20 protein-coding genes and 4 tRNA genes are annotated in these 16,117 nt (G+C 61.7%); 11 read left to right on the top strand and 13 right to left on the bottom strand.

Annotated elements, in window-relative coordinates; genetic code table 11:
* Nucleotides 1–6: 6 nt before the first annotated feature.
* Together AAG092_RS00420 and AAG092_RS00415 are read right to left on the bottom strand one after the other, a co-directional pair.
* A complete protein-coding gene (locus AAG092_RS00420) occupies nt 7–453 on the bottom strand; it encodes a PaaI family thioesterase (protein WP_110683627.1) in 447 nt (148 codons plus the stop codon).
* Nucleotides 453–926: a PaaI family thioesterase gene (locus AAG092_RS00415; RefSeq protein ID WP_110683626.1), complete on the bottom strand. Its 474-nt coding sequence runs from the start codon at nt 924–926 to the stop codon at nt 453–455. The genes AAG092_RS00420 and AAG092_RS00415 overlap by 1 nt, the downstream gene beginning before the upstream one ends.
* A gap of 178 nt (nt 927–1,104) precedes the next feature.
* Between AAG092_RS00415 and AAG092_RS00410 the strand changes: the two genes are divergently transcribed.
* Nucleotides 1,105–1,395: a hypothetical protein gene (locus AAG092_RS00410; protein ID WP_110683625.1), complete on the top strand. Its 291-nt coding sequence runs from the start codon at nt 1,105–1,107 to the stop codon at nt 1,393–1,395.
* A gap of 35 nt (nt 1,396–1,430) precedes the next feature.
* Here the strand turns inward: AAG092_RS00410 and AAG092_RS00405 are convergent, their stop codons facing one another.
* The 8 genes from AAG092_RS00405 to uvrY all read right to left on the bottom strand — a co-directional run bounded on the left by AAG092_RS00405 (nt 1,431) and on the right by uvrY (nt 6,199).
* The gene (locus tag AAG092_RS00405) at nt 1,431–1,826 is read right to left on the bottom strand and encodes an MAPEG family protein (RefSeq protein ID WP_373388050.1); all 396 of its coding nucleotides are present in this window, start codon (nt 1,824–1,826) and stop codon (nt 1,431–1,433) included.
* The gene (locus tag AAG092_RS00400; protein ID WP_373388049.1) at nt 1,823–2,554 is read right to left on the bottom strand and encodes a DUF599 domain-containing protein; all 732 of its coding nucleotides are present in this window, start codon (nt 2,552–2,554) and stop codon (nt 1,823–1,825) included. Before AAG092_RS00400 ends, AAG092_RS00405 begins: the two co-directional genes overlap by 4 nt.
* 61 nt (nt 2,555–2,615) lie before the next feature.
* Nucleotides 2,616–2,702 (bottom strand) — tRNA-Leu (locus AAG092_RS00395).
* Between the two features lie 104 nt (nt 2,703–2,806).
* A tRNA-Cys gene (locus AAG092_RS00390) sits at nt 2,807–2,880 on the bottom strand.
* A 43-nt stretch (nt 2,881–2,923) separates the two neighbouring features.
* Nucleotides 2,924–2,999: transfer RNA gene (locus AAG092_RS00385), tRNA-Gly, on the bottom strand.
* 66 nt (nt 3,000–3,065) lie between these two features.
* Nucleotides 3,066–3,626, bottom strand: a complete 561-nt coding sequence (gene pgsA, locus AAG092_RS00380) for a CDP-diacylglycerol--glycerol-3-phosphate 3-phosphatidyltransferase (protein ID WP_110683622.1) — start codon at nt 3,624–3,626, stop codon at nt 3,066–3,068.
* A 33-nt stretch (nt 3,627–3,659) separates the two neighbouring features.
* Nucleotides 3,660–5,486: an excinuclease ABC subunit UvrC gene (gene uvrC / locus AAG092_RS00375; protein ID WP_373388048.1), complete on the bottom strand. Its 1,827-nt coding sequence runs from the start codon at nt 5,484–5,486 to the stop codon at nt 3,660–3,662.
* A 68-nt stretch (nt 5,487–5,554) separates the two neighbouring features.
* On the bottom strand, nt 5,555–6,199 hold the full coding sequence (gene uvrY / locus AAG092_RS00370; RefSeq protein ID WP_110683620.1) for a UvrY/SirA/GacA family response regulator transcription factor: 645 nt from the start codon (nt 6,197–6,199) through the stop codon (nt 5,555–5,557).
* Between the two features lie 440 nt (nt 6,200–6,639).
* Here uvrY and AAG092_RS00365 point away from each other — a divergent pair, with 440 nt between their 5' ends.
* The 3 genes from AAG092_RS00365 to AAG092_RS00355 all read left to right on the top strand — a co-directional run bounded on the left by AAG092_RS00365 (nt 6,640) and on the right by AAG092_RS00355 (nt 9,961).
* Nucleotides 6,640–7,872: a tyrosine-type recombinase/integrase gene (locus tag AAG092_RS00365; RefSeq protein ID WP_373388047.1), complete on the top strand. Its 1,233-nt coding sequence runs from the start codon at nt 6,640–6,642 to the stop codon at nt 7,870–7,872.
* Nucleotides 7,873–8,128: 256 nt separating this feature from the next.
* Nucleotides 8,129–8,374, top strand: coding sequence for a helix-turn-helix domain-containing protein (locus AAG092_RS00360; protein WP_197652534.1), 246 nt, complete (start codon nt 8,129–8,131; stop codon nt 8,372–8,374).
* A 126-nt stretch (nt 8,375–8,500) separates the two neighbouring features.
* The gene (locus AAG092_RS00355) at nt 8,501–9,961 is read left to right on the top strand and encodes an AAA family ATPase (protein WP_373388046.1); all 1,461 of its coding nucleotides are present in this window, start codon (nt 8,501–8,503) and stop codon (nt 9,959–9,961) included.
* A gap of 137 nt (nt 9,962–10,098) precedes the next feature.
* Here the strand turns inward: AAG092_RS00355 and AAG092_RS00350 are convergent, their stop codons facing one another.
* The gene (locus AAG092_RS00350; protein ID WP_373388045.1) at nt 10,099–10,512 is read right to left on the bottom strand and encodes a hypothetical protein; all 414 of its coding nucleotides are present in this window, start codon (nt 10,510–10,512) and stop codon (nt 10,099–10,101) included.
* 226 nt (nt 10,513–10,738) lie between these two features.
* On the opposite strand from AAG092_RS00350, the gene AAG092_RS00345 reads away from it, so the two are divergent.
* The 6 genes from AAG092_RS00345 (at nt 10,739) to AAG092_RS00320 (ending at nt 13,973) form a co-directional block, all read left to right on the top strand.
* The gene (locus AAG092_RS00345; RefSeq protein WP_373388044.1) at nt 10,739–11,452 is read left to right on the top strand and encodes a hypothetical protein; all 714 of its coding nucleotides are present in this window, start codon (nt 10,739–10,741) and stop codon (nt 11,450–11,452) included.
* A 39-nt stretch (nt 11,453–11,491) separates the two neighbouring features.
* Nucleotides 11,492–11,959 carry a DUF5681 domain-containing protein gene (locus AAG092_RS00340; RefSeq protein WP_373388043.1) on the top strand — a complete coding sequence of 156 codons (468 nt, stop codon included), beginning with the start codon at nt 11,492–11,494 and terminating at the stop codon, nt 11,957–11,959.
* Nucleotides 11,956–12,153: a hypothetical protein gene (locus AAG092_RS00335; RefSeq protein ID WP_003290953.1), complete on the top strand. Its 198-nt coding sequence runs from the start codon at nt 11,956–11,958 to the stop codon at nt 12,151–12,153. The genes AAG092_RS00340 and AAG092_RS00335 overlap by 4 nt, the downstream gene beginning before the upstream one ends.
* 1 nt (nt 12,154) lies before the next feature.
* Nucleotides 12,155–12,337, top strand: coding sequence for a hypothetical protein (locus AAG092_RS00330; RefSeq protein WP_373388042.1), 183 nt, complete (start codon nt 12,155–12,157; stop codon nt 12,335–12,337).
* 4 nt (nt 12,338–12,341) lie between these two features.
* Nucleotides 12,342–12,563 (top strand): hypothetical protein, encoded by a 222-nt coding sequence (locus AAG092_RS00325; RefSeq protein WP_373388041.1) that lies wholly within the window; start codon nt 12,342–12,344, stop codon nt 12,561–12,563.
* Nucleotides 12,564–13,316: 753 nt separating this feature from the next.
* Nucleotides 13,317–13,973, top strand: coding sequence for a hypothetical protein (locus tag AAG092_RS00320; RefSeq protein WP_373388040.1), 657 nt, complete (start codon nt 13,317–13,319; stop codon nt 13,971–13,973).
* On the opposite strand, the gene AAG092_RS00315 is transcribed toward AAG092_RS00320, so the two are convergent.
* Both AAG092_RS00315 and AAG092_RS00310 read right to left on the bottom strand, forming a co-directional pair.
* Nucleotides 13,974–14,930: a site-specific DNA-methyltransferase gene (locus tag AAG092_RS00315; protein ID WP_373388039.1), complete on the bottom strand. Its 957-nt coding sequence runs from the start codon at nt 14,928–14,930 to the stop codon at nt 13,974–13,976. It lies immediately after the preceding gene.
* Between the two features lie 242 nt (nt 14,931–15,172).
* Nucleotides 15,173–15,260, bottom strand: a tRNA-Ser gene (locus tag AAG092_RS00310).
* Between the two features lie 179 nt (nt 15,261–15,439).
* Between AAG092_RS00310 and AAG092_RS00305 the strand changes: the two genes are divergently transcribed.
* A complete protein-coding gene (locus tag AAG092_RS00305; protein WP_373388038.1) occupies nt 15,440–16,108 on the top strand; it encodes a Bax inhibitor-1/YccA family protein in 669 nt (222 codons plus the stop codon).
* The last annotated feature ends 9 nt before the right edge of the window (nt 16,109–16,117 follow it).

Below are 16,117 nucleotides of genomic sequence, written 5' to 3'. Positions count from 1 at the left end.
ACTCACTCAGGGTTCGTCGACCTTGAAGTGGGCGCGTGCTGTGGCGATAGGCTCGCTCTGGCTGGTCTGCCAGGCCGTGATGGCGACGTTGGCCACCCGCCGGCCCTGGCGCCACACCTGGCACTGGGCGTAGGTGTCACGATAATGACCGGCGCGCAGGTAATCTATCGAGAAGTCGATGATTTTCGGCAAATGCGGGATGCCCATGAACATCAGCAGGTGCAGCATGGCCGCATGTTCCATGAAGCCGGCGATGACCCCGCCGTGCAGCGCCGGCAGGATCGGGTTGCCGATGTTGTCCTTGCTCGCCGGCAGGCGGAACACCATGTCGTCGCCCAGGCGCAGGCACTCGATGCCGATCAGCTTGGCGTAGGGGATCAGGCTGATCAGCGCGTCGTAGTCGTTCTTCTCATGGGCCTGGCGCACCAGGGTATTGAGGTTGAGCGCGGCCATCAGGCACCTCCCTGGATATTGCGTTTGAGCTCCTTGTCGCCCTGGGCGCCCTTGCCCATGCGCATGAAGGCACCGACCACATGGGCGATCGGCTCGTCCGGGTTGTCCTGATAGGCATAGCCGCGGGTGAAGATGATGTTCTCGGTGACCCGGTAGCATTCGGCGAAGCCGAAGACGTCCTTGTGCGGCTGGGCCGGGCGCATGTAGTCGATGCGCAGGTCGAGGGTCGGGCAGATCTCGAACTCCGGCAGCACGCAGACGGTGGAGATGCCGCAGGTGGTGTCCATCAGGGTGGTGATGGCGCCGCCGTGGATCACCCCGGTTTCCGGATTGCCGATGATCTGGGTGCTGTACGGTAGGCGCAGGGTCAGGCCTGCGGGCTTGGCCTCATGCACGCTAAGACCCAGCACCTGGCAATGGCGCAGGGCCGACAGAAAGCGCTCGGCGCGCTCTAGAACAGGGTTATCGCTCATGACTGCAGTTCCCGGCGATGTTGCAAAAGGCGCGCATGATACCCCCTCGGCCGCCGCGCGACACAGCGCACGGGATGTGATGCGACGCACGCTTGGCCGGATGCGGCGGAACTTTGGCCGGTCCGTCGCCCTCCAATTGCCGGATTGAGGATAGTCCCGTCACCAAAGGAGAGACGACATGAGCAAACCCTTTACCTATGCCCTGCTGCTGGCCGCCATGCTGGGTCTGACCGCTTGCGAGCAGTCCTCGGAAGACAAGGTGGAATCGGCCAAGGAGAATGTCTCCGAGGCCATGGAGTCCCTCGGCGAAGCCGCCAAGGACACCGGCGAGGCCATCGAGCAGAAGACCAACGAAGCGCTGGGCAAGGAGCCCACTGTCGGCGAGAAGGTCGAGGAAGCCGCCGACGACGCGGCGGACGCCATCCAGGAAGCCGGCGACGAGGCCAAGGACGCGATCGACGCCCAGTAAGACCAGGAGGCCCGCAGATGCGGGCCTCCTGCCATTCAGGCCAACGCCGGGCTGAGCATCAGCAGCAGGCTGCAGGCCAGCCCCACCACCCATACCAGGCTACGCTGCCAGGCCAGATCGGCCCAGTACAGCACCACATAGAGTACCCGGGCGAGCACGAACAGCAGCGCCGCCCCGTCCACCAGCCCCCCCTGGCTCTGGGTCACATGCGCCACCAGCACGCCGGCGGCGAACAGAGGGAAAGCCTCGAAGCTGTTCTGATGCGCCGCCAGAGCGCGCGCGCCGAAGCCCGTCAAGCGTGCCTGCTGGGCCCGCGGGTGATGGTTGTCGTAGCGCCCACCGCCCTCCTCGGCCATGGCCTTGGCCACCGGGATCTTGGCCAGAAAGATCAATATCGCGCTGATGAACAGGCACCACAGTGGCAATGTCATGGGTTTTTCTCCTTGGTCGGCGTGCCGGTGGTCTGGGTATGAACCATCACTTTCAGGACATCGGAATGGAACTCGCGGTGATACAGCACCAGCACCACGCCGGCGCTGAGCAGCATGAAGAACCAGGGGTTGATGAACCAGCCCAGGGTCGCCATGCCGAAGTAATAGGAGCGCAAGCCCAGGTTGAACTGATTGGCCGCCATCGAGATCACCCGCGCGGTACGCACCGCATAGGCCTCGCGTTGCGGCTCCGATAGGCCGCGCTCGGCCACCAGCGGTGCCGAGCCGATCAGCACCGAGGCGAAGTTGTATTGGCGCATGCACCAGCTGAAGGTGAAGAAGGCGTAGACGAACACCATCGCCAGGCAGATCAGCTTGAGCTCGGACAGCTCACGACTGGCGGCCTGCACCAGGGGCAGGTCCTGCAGCAGCGACACCGCTCGATCCGAGGCGCCCAGCACGGTGAGCACACCGGCCAGGATGAGCAGGGTACTGGAGGCGAAGAACGAGGCATTGCGCTCGAGGTTTCCGATCACACTGGCGTCGGCGATGCGGTTTTCCCGCAGCAACATGCGACGCATCCAGTCCTCGCGGTACAGATGCATCACACTGGCCAGGCAGGCCGTGTCGCGCCCCTTCCAGATCGCGTAGCGGGCATAGCCCAGCCAGCACCCCAGGAACCACAGCGCCGCCAGCAGGTGCGGCAGGTAAGCCTTGTCGGAAAGCATGCGGACTCCTTGTGCCGTAGGCCCGATTATAGGAGGTCGCAAGGAGGGAAAGCTGTGCAGATGGTGCCCGAAGCCGGACTCGAACCGGCATGCCATTGCTGGCGAGGGATTTTAAGTCCCCTGCGTCTACCGATTTCGCCATTCGGGCGGTAGCGCGGTGAAGCGAGGGCTGGACTATATACAGCCCGCGCCAACCCGGCAAGGTAAAGAAAAAGCCCCGTAGATCAACGATCTACGGGGCTTTCCTTGTAGTGGAGGCCGAGGTCGGAATCGAACCGGCGTACACGGATTTGCAATCCGCTGCATGACCACTCTGCCACCCGGCCTCAAACGAAGACGCCGCTTACCGCGGCGTCAACGTCAACAATCTGGAGCGGGAAACGAGACTCGAACTCGCGACCCCGACCTTGGCAAGGTCGTGCTCTACCAACTGAGCTATTCCCGCGTCTTGGTGACGGGCGCCATTCTATAGATTCGAAACGCCTCGTCAACCCCTTGATTCAAAAATACTTTATTTCTTCTCGGCATCGATGCTGAGGTGCGGCCAGGCAGCCAGCAGGTATTGCAGCATGGACCACAGGGTGAGTGCCGCCGCCACGATCAGCAGGACGTAACCGAGGCCGACCCAGACGGTCAGTTGCGGCGGATTACCCAGCAGGATGATCAGCGCCACCATCTGCGCGGCGGTCTTCCACTTGCCCAGATTGGACACGGCCACGTGCGCCCGCGCGCCCAGCTCGGCCATCCACTCGCGCAGCGCGGACACCACGATCTCGCGGCCGATGATGATCACCGCCGGCAGGCTCAGCCACAGGTTGGCGTGCTCCTCCACCAGCAGCACCAGCGCCACGGCCACCATCAGCTTGTCCGCCACCGGGTCGAGGAAGGCGCCGAACGGCGTGCTTTGCTCCCAGCGCCGGGCCAGGTAGCCGTCGAACCAGTCGGTCACCGCCGCCAGGGCGAACACCGCGCTGGCCGCCCAGTAGCTCCAGGCGAACGGCAGATAGAAAAACAGGATGAAGACCGGAATCAGGGCGACGCGCAGTACGGTGAGCAGGTTGGGGATGTTCATCGGGACCACTGGCCAGCGAGTTGAGCGCGCATTCTACTCGCTGTGCAGGGCGGCATAAATCGACTCGGCGAGCTTTTTGCTGATACCCGGCGCCTTGGCGATCTCCTCGACGCTGGCGCGGTTGAGCTCCTGCAGCCCGCCGAAGTGCTTGAGCAGCTCGCGCCGGCGCTTGGGACCGATGCCGGCGACATCCTCCAGGCTCGAGGTGCGCCGCGCCTTGCCACGTCGCGCGCGATGCCCAGTGATGGCGAAGCGGTGCGCCTCGTCGCGGATCTGCTGGATCAGGTGCAGGGCCGGCGAGTCACCGGGCAAGGTGAACTCGTGCTCGGCATCATTGAGATAGAGGGTTTCCAGGCCTGGCTTGCGGGTCACGCCCTTGGCCACGCCGAGCAGGATCAGCTCCGGCACCGCCAGCTCTTCCAGCACTTCGCGCGCCATGGCCAGCTGGCCCTTGCCACCGTCCACCAGCAGCACGTCCGGCAGCTTGCCTTCACCATCCTTGAGCTTGCCGAAGCGCCGGGTAAGCGCCTGGCGCATCGCCGCGTAGTCGTCGCCGGCGGTGACACCCTCGATGTTGTAGCGGCGGTAGTCGGACTTCAGCGGCCCCTCCGGACCGAACACCACGCAAGAGGCCACGGTGGCCTCGCCGCTGGAATGGCTGATGTCGTAGCACTCCAGGCGTTGCGGCGCCTCATCCAGGTCCAGCGCCTCGGCCAGTGCCTCGAAGCGCGCGGCCACCTGCTGGCGATCGGCCAGGCGCGCGCCCAGCGCCTGTTCGGCATTGGTCACCGCCAGCTGCTGCCAGCGCGCCCGGGTACCGCGCACGCGGTGGCTGATGGTCAGCTCGCGCCCGCGCAGCTCGGCAATCGCGGCAGCCACCGTCGGCAGGTCCTCGTGGGTGACGTTGACGATCAGCTCGCCCGGCAGGTCGCGTTCGTGGCTGGACAGGTAGTACTGGGCAAGGAATGCGGAAAGTACGGCGCCGCCCTCCTCCTCGATACCCACCTGCGGGAAGAAATTCTTGCTGCCCAGCACCCGCCCGCCGCGCACTCCGATCAGGTGCACGCAGGCGCCACCCGGATTGACGATGGCGGCCACCACGTCCACGTCGCCGCTGCCGCCTTCCATGCTCTGCTGGTCCTGCACCCGGCGCAGCTGGGCGATCTGGTCGCGCAGCTCGGCGGCGCGTTCGAACTCCAGGGCCTGCGCCGCCTTCTCCATCGCCGTGGACAGCTCGTCCGTCAGCGCACTGCTGCGCCCCTCGAGGAACATCACCGAATGGCGCACGTCCTCGGCGTACTCGGCCGGCTCCACCAGGCCGACGCAGGGCGCCTTGCAGCGCTTGATCTGGTACTGCAGGCAGGGCCGGGTGCGGTTCTTGAAATAGCTGTCCTCGCACTGGCGCACCAGGAAGGTCTTCTGCAGCAGCGCCAGGCTCTCGCGGATCGCGCCGGCGCTGGGATAGGGGCCGAAGTAGCGCCCCTTCGCCGACTTGGCTCCGCGATGGATGCCCAGGCGCGGGAAGTCGCCATCGGACAGCAGCACGTAGGGGTAGGACTTATCGTCACGCAACAGGATGTTGTAGGGCGGGCGCCACTGTTTGATCAGCGTCTGCTCCAGCAGCAGCGCCTCGGTCTCGTTGGCCACGATCGTGGTCTCGACCTGGGCGATGCGCGCCACCAGGGCGGCGGTCTTCGGTGCCAGGCCGGTCTTGCGGAAGTAGCTGGCCAGGCGCTTCTTCAGGTTGGACGCCTTGCCGACGTAGAGCAGCCTGCCCGTCTCGTCGAGCATGCGGTACACACCGGGTCTGCCGCTGCAGGTGGCGAGGAAGGCGCTCGGATCGAAGGGCGTGGCGGTCATCGAAGTCGCAGGCTGAAAAGACGAAGAGGACGCAGTTTACGTCCTCTTCACTAGCTTGCCTAAGACTCTCAGCTGACGGCGTCGACCATGCCGTGACGCACGGCCAGCAGCGCCAGTTCCACATCGCTGTTGATCGACAGCTTCTCGTAGATGCGGTAGCGGTAGGTGTTCACCGTCTTCGGCGACAGGCAAAGCTTGTCGGAGATGGTCTGCACCTTCTGGCAGTTGGCGATCATCAGGGCAATCTGGATCTCGCGCTCGGACAGCAGATCGAAGGGCGAGCCACCGCTGTTCGGCTGGAAGGATTTCAGCGCCAGCTGCTGGGCGATCTGCGGGCTCAGGTAACGCTGGCCGGCGAAGGCCATGCGGATGGCCTGGACCATCTCCTCCAGCGCCGCGCCCTTGGTCAGGTAACCGGCGGCGCCGGCCTGCAGCAGGCGAGTGGGGAACAGATCGTCCTCGCAGGCGGTGACGGCGATCACCTTGAGGTCGGGATAGCTGCGCAGCAGCTTGCGGGTCGCTTCGAGACCACCGATGCCGGGCATCTTGACGTCCATCAGGACCACATCGGGGTGCAGCTCGCGGACTTTCTTCAGGGCTTCCTCGCCGCAATCGGCCTGGCCGATGACCTGCAGGCCATCGATATCGGCCAGCATGCGGGTAATGCCTGTTCGAACCAGATCGTGGTCGTCGACCACCAGCACCTTAATCAAGCGACACCTCGCTGCACATAACTGCCGCGACCCTGCAGTCAACGAACCTAGCTTGGCGCAATTCCGTCAGAAAGCAAACGTCAGAAAGCTGTGCTTGGCGGCTTACCAAGGTCGAAAAGATGGCGGAGGCGGTGAGATTCGAACTCACGGATAGTTGCCCATCGGCGGTTTTCAAGTTTCCCGGTCAACCGCTTTGCCCCGCTTTAAGCCGCTATTGTAAGCCTTGCGTACCTTTACAGGTCAATGGGTTGCATTCGCTTTTTGTTTTGTGGAACTTGTCGTAACTTTACCGCTGGCGCTTACGAACTGCTTATGAGCGCCTGAAAAGATGCGGCCGGCGACTGCGCCAACAGTCCCGACCGCGTGGTCAACTCCCTTAAGTACGAAGGAAGCCAACGTGACGATAGTAACCACAACCGCATCAGTCAGCGAGGCGCTATATGCCTAAGCTGACGAAGAACTACATCGACAAGATCACCGCGCCCGCTGACAAGGAGGCGTTCCACTGGGACGACTCGCTCAAGGGGTTCGGCCTCCGGGTCACCCCTACCGGCAAGATCACCTACATCGTGCAGGGGCGCGTCAACGGCAGTTCGCCCCGCATCAGCATCGGCCCGCATGGGGTCTTCACTGTCGATCAAGCCCGTGATGTTGCCCGCGAGCACCTGCGCAGCATGCGCATGGGCATCGACCCGCGCGCCGTCGCCAAGAAGGAGGCGGCGCACCGCGTCACCCTCCGCGACGTGGCCGACGCCTACAAGCGCGACCGCCCATTGAAGGACAGTAGCAAGGCCGAGATTGAACGCCATGTGACCACAACCTTTGAGGCATGGCTCAAGAAGCCGCTCAGGGACATCAACCGCGAGATGGTCACGAAGCGTTTCAACGACATCAAGAACAAAGGCACGCGCGGCGATGGGCCAGCCCCGGCGCAGGCGAACCAGTCAATGGCGGTGCTTCGCGCCTTGTTCAACTACGCCATCCGCGAATACCGCGAGCCGGACGGGTCGCCAGTGCTGACTGATAACCCCGTCGATGTGCTCTATAAGAAGTGGGTGCCGCTGAAGCCGCGCACTAGCCGCGTCCCGGATAGCAAGGTCGGCGCGGTGTGGTCATTCCTCACACATGCCCGCGACCAAGCCTACAACCGAGACACGCTGGCAAGCATCGACCTTGTGATGCTGCTCATGCTCACTGGCCTGCGGATTGGCGAGTGCAGCGAACTGACATGGGACAGGGTCAACCTTGAGGAAGGCTGGATTCACATACCCGACCCGAAGAACAGCAACCCCGTCTGGCTGCCGCTATCCACGCAGGCGGTGCAGTTGCTGACCACGCGCCAGCGCGTCAAGGGTAGCCCGTTCGTGTTCTCGTCCTGGGGCAAGGCTGGGCATATCAAAGACCCGCGCGACACGATGAAGAAAGTCAGCGAGGCAGCGGGCACGAAGATCACACCGCACGACCTGCGCCGCACCTTTACGACCATCGGCATCGCCAATTGCGGGATCGACTTGCACAAGGTCGAATTGCTGACGAACCATGTGCCCAAGGGCGTTACCGCGCGCCACTACCTTGAGACTTCGCACCTGCAATATCTCAAGCCTGAAACGCAGCACATATCCGACTGGATCGAGCAGCAAGCGGTGGCCTTAAACGACCGTTCAGAAAGCTAAACAGTTAAAAATATCAAACACTTAGCGTAAAGTGTTGCTATAGTAACGCCAACTAAGCCGCTCCGTGCAACGCGGGGCGGCGACTCAAGGGGCCGCACAGGGCGCCAAGGCAAAGAAGTAGCTGTGACGTTAGCCGGGAAACCGGACACCCCCGAACCCGTCTGGGGCAGGTGACCACACAAATCTCGACGGCAAGCATTCGCCTTGCTGACGCACTCCTATTGCACGCGCGGCAAGGCAGGTCTGGAGACTTGCCATGTCCACCATATCCGCACTCAACCCTGATCTGCTGACGAACGAAGAAGCAGCCGCACTGCTCGGCATCAAGCCCAACACCCTCGAAATCTGGCGCACCAAAGGCAAAGGCCCGGAGTTTGTGAAGCTCGGGCAAACCAAGTCCGCGCCCATCCGCTACCTGCGCACCAAGATTTTCGAGTTCATCGAGGCGCAGTCCTTCCGCAGTACCAGCGCCTACGCGCCGAACGCCAAACAAGCAGTTTGACGGTCATGGCGACTCAAACCCAATGCAGCCGCGCAACTTGCCGACCCCGCACACCCGCCGATAAGCCCTGCATAACTCCATCAAGAAAAAAGCCGTCGGGTCAGGACGGCTTTGGAGAGGAACAACATGCACAGCACGCATAGCGTAGGACAAGCCAATTCTGGCGGCTCGGAGAATTTGCAGGCCGCACAGCCGCCGCTACAGCAAGCGCAGCACCCCAGCCAGTACCCCAATGGCGGCAACCCCGCGATCTCGGCCCCTGCCGCCGCGCAGCCGCCCACGCTCCCGTGGCTTGCCGCTGCACAAGAGCGCAATCCGCACCTGACCCCGGAAGTCGCACAGGCTCAGGCGATAGCTGAGGCGCAGCGGGAAGCAACCAAGGCCAAGGAGATAGAGCTTCAAATCGAAGGGAAGAAGCTCGAACGCGAAAAGGTGCGGCACCGTGTCCTGACCCAGCCGCGAACCATCGACCCGAACAAGATCAAGCTGGAGTTCGCCATGCCGGAAGATATCGAAACAGCCACAGTCACCTACCTTGTTGATCCGTTCCTGCCGCGTCAATGCGTCGTCGGCTTCTTCGGGCGTGGCGGCACTGCCAAGTCGTCTTTCCTCGCAACGATGGCGGCCATGATTAGCCACCACGCCTCCACCGTCTGGATCAGTGCGGAGGAATTGAAGGGGTGGATTACTGCTCGCCACATCAAGGCGGGTGGCGCGCCCGGCTCGCTAATGGTTTTCGCTGGCATCGAGACCGACGAGCACAGCGGACAACAGATTCAGGTCTTCGGCGTCTATGAGCATCTGGACGCGACCATCAACATGGCGAACATCACGGCGATGAACGCGGGGACGCCACCCGTGCGACTCGTCGTGCTTGATACCGCCGTGGCACTGACCATCTGGGCACCGGGACAAAGCCCCAACGATGACGCCTCAGTTAAGCGCCTGCTCGCATACATGCAGACGCTGGCGGAAAAGCATGACGTGACAATTGCCTTCATCGGTCACAACAACAAGCGCAGCAGCCAGAACACGGAACACTTTGAGGACATGGTGGCAGGTGCTGGCGCATGGGTTACGTCACCACGGGTTGCATTCGCGCATGCCCGCGACAAGTGCGAAGAGCACGCCTATGTCATGCGACTGGCAAAACCCCAGCTCACGCCGCGCTTTCTTGTCACCTACAAGACGGAGGCCGTGCATACGCTGGCACAACGCGCAGACGCTCCAGCGTCGGTGCTGTGTAAGGCGGTGCTCGGTGAATGCGTATGGGGCGAGGATGAATCGGCGCGCGTGTTCGATGCCGCCACCGGCAAGGAGACCGAAGAAGACAGCGGGCGCGCACTCGATCAGAAGATGACCACAGTGTCACAGGTAGTCGAGGCGCTGGTGCAGGCGGTTCATGTGACGCATGCAGGCCAGGACGTGACCCGCGACATGGTGCATAGCGTTCTGAATCGAGTGGTGAATGGTCGCCGCTGGAAGGACGTGGACGACATGCTCCGCTTGGCTCAATTCCAGTATCGAATCGACGTTGTGCGCGGAGCGAACAATCAGGTGCTTTACCGAAAAGCGGCGCTGACGTGAGCGAATCGGTTTTGCAGCACTCGCCCCTGTGCTGGGAAGTGCAAAACCACAAAACTACAAAACGGGGATCATCGTTTTTTGGTTTTGCACTTTTGCAGCAGTTAGCACAGGGGCGGCGACTGCAAAACCGGCCTGCATCAGTTCGCGGCGGTCGCGCGTGACAGGCCGTTGAACTTGCGCCAAGCGTAGAACTCGCAGGCCACGTTGTTCGCGTTCCAGCCGTTTTCCGGTGCAGCGGCTTTCGCGTCCTTGATCGTTGCGTCCGGGTGCGCGTCCAGCCATGCCCAGACAGCAGCGCACAGCCCGCCAGCCTTTGGACGCTTGACGCCGTTCTGCTCGACGCGATCAACCCTCGGGGCTGCTTTCTTCGGCTTGCTTGTGGTCAACACAGCGTCGGCGGCAGCGGGTGCCGGTGCTTCCATCTGCTTCCAGCCGAAGCGCACCTCGTCGCCGTTCTTGTGAACGGTGATCTCCACCAGTTCGGCAGGCACCCCAGCGGCAACACCAGCGCGGCGGGCGTTCTCGCGTTTCGTGTAGGTCTTGTCGGTCATGTCGTTGCTCCTGTGCGGGTTGAAGTGCGCACATTGCAAGACAGGTCTCCAAGAAGCGGCAACGACTTTTTGGACGCATGCGACAGCGACAGGATTAAGAACGAATAACGCTGAATAACTTGTTCGCTGTTTGCATGTTTTTGTTTTCCTTGCGGACCTTCGCTGATCTTTCACAGCATGTAAGCACTGCGTACAAAAACGCGCCTATTTATCAAGGAGTTTCGCCATGACAGACAACATTGATCCGCGTATCACGCCCACGCTGCACCCTGACAACGTGAAGAACATTGACGGGTTCGACGAGCAGACTGCGCCGTATCTCGGCCCGACCATGACCGCGTTTAGCACCGCCTATGAAGGTGTGCGTGCAGTGTGGTCAGCCCGAGAAGCTGCCGCTCTCAATCCGACCTGGAATGAGGCGATGCAGATCATCCACACGGACGACTTCGCGCAGAAGCATTTCAACAAAATCTGCAAGAGCTTCGACGTGACTCGCTCGAATCTCGAAAAGGGCATTGCAATGCTGGAGCAGCAGCTTGCAGCACCCATTGAATCGAAGGCAGCGCAAAGCATCAGCGCCGAGATTCGTTCCTATGCGAAGAACCTGCCCAACGAGAAGCGACACGCATTTATCCAGCAAGCCATTGACGAGGGTGACCACACTACCGTCAGCGCACTGCTGGGCGCGCCTGCATACCTGTCCGGTCTCGATGCGAACTTCCAAGCTACCTACGTTCGATTCTGGAACGAGCGCAGCGCGCCTGAGATTGCCCAGCGCCTCAAGGCAATGAAGGGCGCGAAGCAGATGATCGAAGAACGCGCGGGGCTGGTGTTTAAGGAGCTTGAGAAAGCAGTCGGCGCACCGCCGCACAAAGCCGCCGCACTTCGTCAAGCCAAAACGAATGCTGAGAAGGCGTTCGTGCTGCAAGACCTCGGCTAACGCTGATCGGCACTTGATGACATCAAAGGGGTTCATCCAATGACCGAAATAGTTCAACCCGACTGGTTGAAGAGCTACCAGCCCAACACCTCGCCACCACCGGGCAGCCCGAGCTGGAAGAAAGGCATGACAAGCCCGAACCCGAACGGACGCCCGCGCGGCATCGTGGACAAGCGCACCCGCGTGACGCAGGCGCTGATGGATGACGCCCCGAAGATTGCCCGTGTGGTTATCGACGCTGCGCTTGCCGGTGACGTGCAAGCTGCCGGGCTGGTGCTGTCGCGCGTCGCGCCTGCCTTGCGTGCGCAGACCGAGCGCGTGGAGTTTGATTTCGACGCCACCGCCCCCGTCGCCCAGCAGGTCGAGGCCGTTCTTCAAGCAATCGCTGGCGGCAAGGTTGCGCCCGACGTGGGCAAACAGATTATCGAAGCAATCGGCGCACTCAGTGCCGTCCGCGCTGTGGACGAACTGGAGAAACGCCTACAAGCCTTGGAGGACAAGCAATGAGCTACACGACCCCTTATGCGTGGTTGAAACCTCGCAGCGCTGCGCAGATCGCACAGGAGAAGCAGGAGCTGGAAGGCGACAAGCGCCTGATCGTCACCACATGCTACGAGGCGATTCTTAACAGCGACGAACCATCTGTCCGCTGGCAAGCCGCGCGACTGCTTCAACGAATTGGCCCACTGGAGGATCACTGACATGCGCAACATGCACACCGACCCACGCGAGAACGCGCCCGTCAGCACGCCCGCAACTCCTGACGAAGTGAAGCTGATTCACCAGCGCCGCATCGAGGCGCACGCAGACCGGCAAACCATGTCCGACTTGAACCTGCTCCGCGCGGTCAAGCTGGGCGAGGCGTTGCGCGAGTCACGGGAGTAACCACATGGCCGACACGCGGGGCATGCTGGCACGGTTGCGCAAGCTGGAGCGCTCGCGCGGTGCAGGTGAAGAAATGCGCGGCTGGGTCAGTGAGAACTTCGGCGCTGCCATTGCTGACGGTCGCATGTGTCCCGCTGACGGCCCCGTCGTGCTGCACTGCCTGCTGAACTGGATCAGCGACGGCACCGCGCGCAGCGGGATAGCTGGGGAGGGTCTGCTGCGATGACTCAACCCGCATGGCTTGCGAACTGGCAACCCGAGCCGACGAAGCATCGCAGCGGGCCACAGGTCGAGCTAAAGCCGAAGCCCGCACCGAACCTCAAAGCAGAAGCCAATCCCTATGGCTTCGTGATACCCCAGCGCTGGCCACAGGATGACGGCACGCGACGGGAGCCAGTCCTTGACGTTGTTTTCGATCCGCCCCGCGTGGTCAGGCATGTCGGGTGGCGCAAGTGCATTCGGTGCGGGAAGTGGTTCTTCAGTGAAGACGTGGCGCGCTTGCGCATGTGCGACGAGATGAGCGCCACAGGGGTTCTAGGCTGTCGCAGAAAAGACGTTGATTACGACCTGCTCTAGTCCCACGGGAGCCGAGGCATAGCGGCGAGTCCCTCGTTAATCCAACCTCCGCAGCAGCGGGACAGGAAAGCTCCTGCCTGTCTGACGCTGCCTTCAACGGGTGCCGCGTGGTGCCCGTTGTCGTGAGTGCGCGAGCGTAGTGGGCGGCTGGGGCGACGATCACCACACTGCCGCCGCTAGGGTATTGGCGGCACCGTTGCGCAGCCTGTAGCGGCGCGCACGCTGTGGGCAAGGAACGACAAACACACAGTTATTCGGGCTTGCCCGCTAACCGATTGCTGCGCTTGTGGGTAGGTCGGTAACAAGGGCGAGGCGTAAGCGCTGCGTAAACATCAAATGGCTATCATGCACATTTGAATCAGGTTACGATTCCATCTATTTGATAGATGGAGACTATTGCCTGATGCTGACGCCAGAACAACAACTCGAATTTGCGGCCTGCAACCCTGAGCCGGTACGGATCGAACACTTCAACCCTAATGCTGTTATTCCGTTTGGCGTGACGATTGAACACGTCTGCGCGGCCATGAATGATTTCATCGGCTTCATGCAGATGGTGAACGTCCGTATGCATGAGAATGGTTCTCCGCGTTTCGAGACGATGCTCATGCCTGCGAACTTCAGCAGCATCGTCGGTGAATTCTTCATCGCAAACCTACCCAAGCACTCGCCGGGTGTGGTCAAGAATGGCTATCACAACGGGCACCCAGACATTCTTCCGGCTGGGCACTTCCCCGGCGATTCGCAGCAGTATTGCGACCTTGGAATCGAGGTTAAGGGGTCGCGCTACCTGAAGTCATGGCAGGGTCACAACGCGGAGGACTGCTGGCTGATGGTCGTCATGTTTGACGCCAACCGCGCCGTTGACGTAGCGAACGGCGTGCCGCCGATGCCCTTCCGTTTCCTCCGTGTGGTCGGTGCGCAGTTGACCAAGGACGATTGGAAGTTCGCGGGACGATCTGAAACCAGCCGCCGCACGATCACGGCTAGCGTCACGAACACCGGCTATCAGAAAATGATGGCGAACTGGATCTACAACGCGCCGGGCTTGCCGATGTAATCAGATGAGGTGGAGTTGTGATTCCAGCTCTGCCTCTTTCGCGGTAAACGAACGAACGTCAGCCTTGGCGAGCAGCGGGATGGCTTCACCAGCCATATCGAAATAGTCCTGATACCGCTCGACGCCGACGCATTGCAGCCCTAGTGCTTCCGCCGCAGCAACAGTAGAGCCGGAACCTAGGAAGGGGTCAGCAATGATGCCCTCGCCCAAGGGCAGCGCAGCGCGAACGAGTTGCCTCATTAACGACTGAGGCTTGATGCTGGGGTGGTCGGCAATCTCGCGCTCGCGCTTCGGGGTACGTTCGCTGACCACAACATCACAGAACGGGTTGCCGTCAGCGAGGCGGCGCAGTCCGCCGGTCTGGTAGGTGCGCAAGCACTCCGCGACAGTCATCTTGGCGGGAATCGGCTTGCGGAAGATGCCCCACGGTTCATAGCACCCGCGCGGCATCGAGCATACGTCGGGGAACTCGTTTTCGGCATTCTTAGGGCGGTCGCCCCCGCGCATGGTACGGACGAGGCGGATCATCTCGCCCCTGAACTCTAGGCCGCTGCGAACTAGAGCATTGAATACGAGTTGAGACAGGAAGGAATTGCTGGCGAGGATCACATGGCCGCCCGGACGCAGCGCGTGCATCACTTGCTTGCCCCACTCGAAAAAGAAGCGGTCAATTGAATCACGCTCCTTCTTGTCTAGCGCAGTGAAGCGCGGCAGCGGTGAGCGGACGTGCCCGTCGAACGATGGCGGTATGCGCCAGATGCCCCCGTTGCCGTTTTCCTTCTTCTCAAGCTGGTCGAAGTCGTATTCCTTCACGCCATAGGGCGGGTCGGTAACGATAGCGTGCAACGTGTTCTCAGGCAGACGCCCCAGCCACTCGAAGCAGTCAGCGTGGACGATTGCCGTGTGGCGATAGGCACGACTTTGATAGTCGAGCGAAAGCGCCTCCAGGTTCGTCACTTCAAGAACTCCTGCAACACCATTCCTCATCATTCCGCCTTGTCTGTCATGCAACGGCACACAGCATAGGACGCATGCCTTAGCTCGTATACCGGCACGCTGCGTTCTTCGCTTAGGGCTTACGGTGTGCTTATGACACGCTTTTCAGCCCCATAGAGAAAAGCCCCGACGAGCGGGGCTTTTCTTTGCTTGCCTCAAGCACTTTGCATATCGACAGACCTGCGCTAAGTGCTTGTTTTTATTGGCGGAAGCGGTGAGATTCGAACTCACGGATGGTCGCCCATCGCCGGTTTTCAAGACCGGTGCATTCAACCGCTCTGCCACGCTTCCTAATTCTAGTTACAACTGTTTTCAAGACCGCTGCCTTAAACCACTCGGCCACACCTCCGCATTCGCGGGCCGCCATACTACCGGAACGCAACACACTGTCAAACTCTCGGCATTGGCAGCCACAAGCGCTCTGCTATGATCGGCCTGACCACGGATTTTCACCCCTCAGGAGGGAAGCCATGCACGAACAAGACTACACACTCGCCCATGCGCAGGCGGACCAGCTGGAAGTCAGCAAGGTCCTGCGCAACACCTATGGCCTGCTGGCCATGACGCTCGTGTTCAGTGCGCTCTGCGCCTTCTTCAGCGCCCAGCTGAACCTGCCGCATCCGGGCTTCATCATCACCCTGGTCGGCTTCTACGGCCTGTTCTTCCTCACCGCCAAGCTGCGCAACAGCGGCTGGGGCCTGCTCAGCACCTTCGCCCTGACTGGCTTCATGGGCTACGTGCTGGGCCCGATCCTCAACCGCTACTTGGGCATGGCCAATGGCGGCGAAGTGATCGCCAGTGCCCTGGGCATGACCGCCTTGGTGTTCTTCGGCCTGTCCGCCTACGTGCTGACCACTCGCAAGGACATGAGCTTCCTCGGCGGCTTCATCACCGCCGGCTGCTTCGTCCTGCTGGGCGCCATGCTGGTGGCCTGGCTGTTCGACATCAGCGGCCTGCACCTGGCCATCAGCGCCGGCTTCGTGCTGTTCGCCTCGGCCTGCATCCTCTACGAGACCAGCGCCATCATCCACGGCGGCGAGCGCAACTACGTGATGGCCACCATCGGCCTGTACGTGTCGATCTACAACCTGTTCGTCAGCCTGCTGCAGCTGTTCGGCATCATGGGCAGCGACGACTGATTCGCCAAA

It is taken from the genome of Pseudomonas alcaligenes (assembly GCF_041729615.1).
GTDB classification, from domain to species: Bacteria; Pseudomonadota; Gammaproteobacteria; order Pseudomonadales; family Pseudomonadaceae; genus Aquipseudomonas; species Aquipseudomonas alcaligenes_B.
The sequence above is the reverse complement of the archived record's forward strand: the minus strand, read 5'-3'. Positions and strand labels throughout refer to the sequence as shown.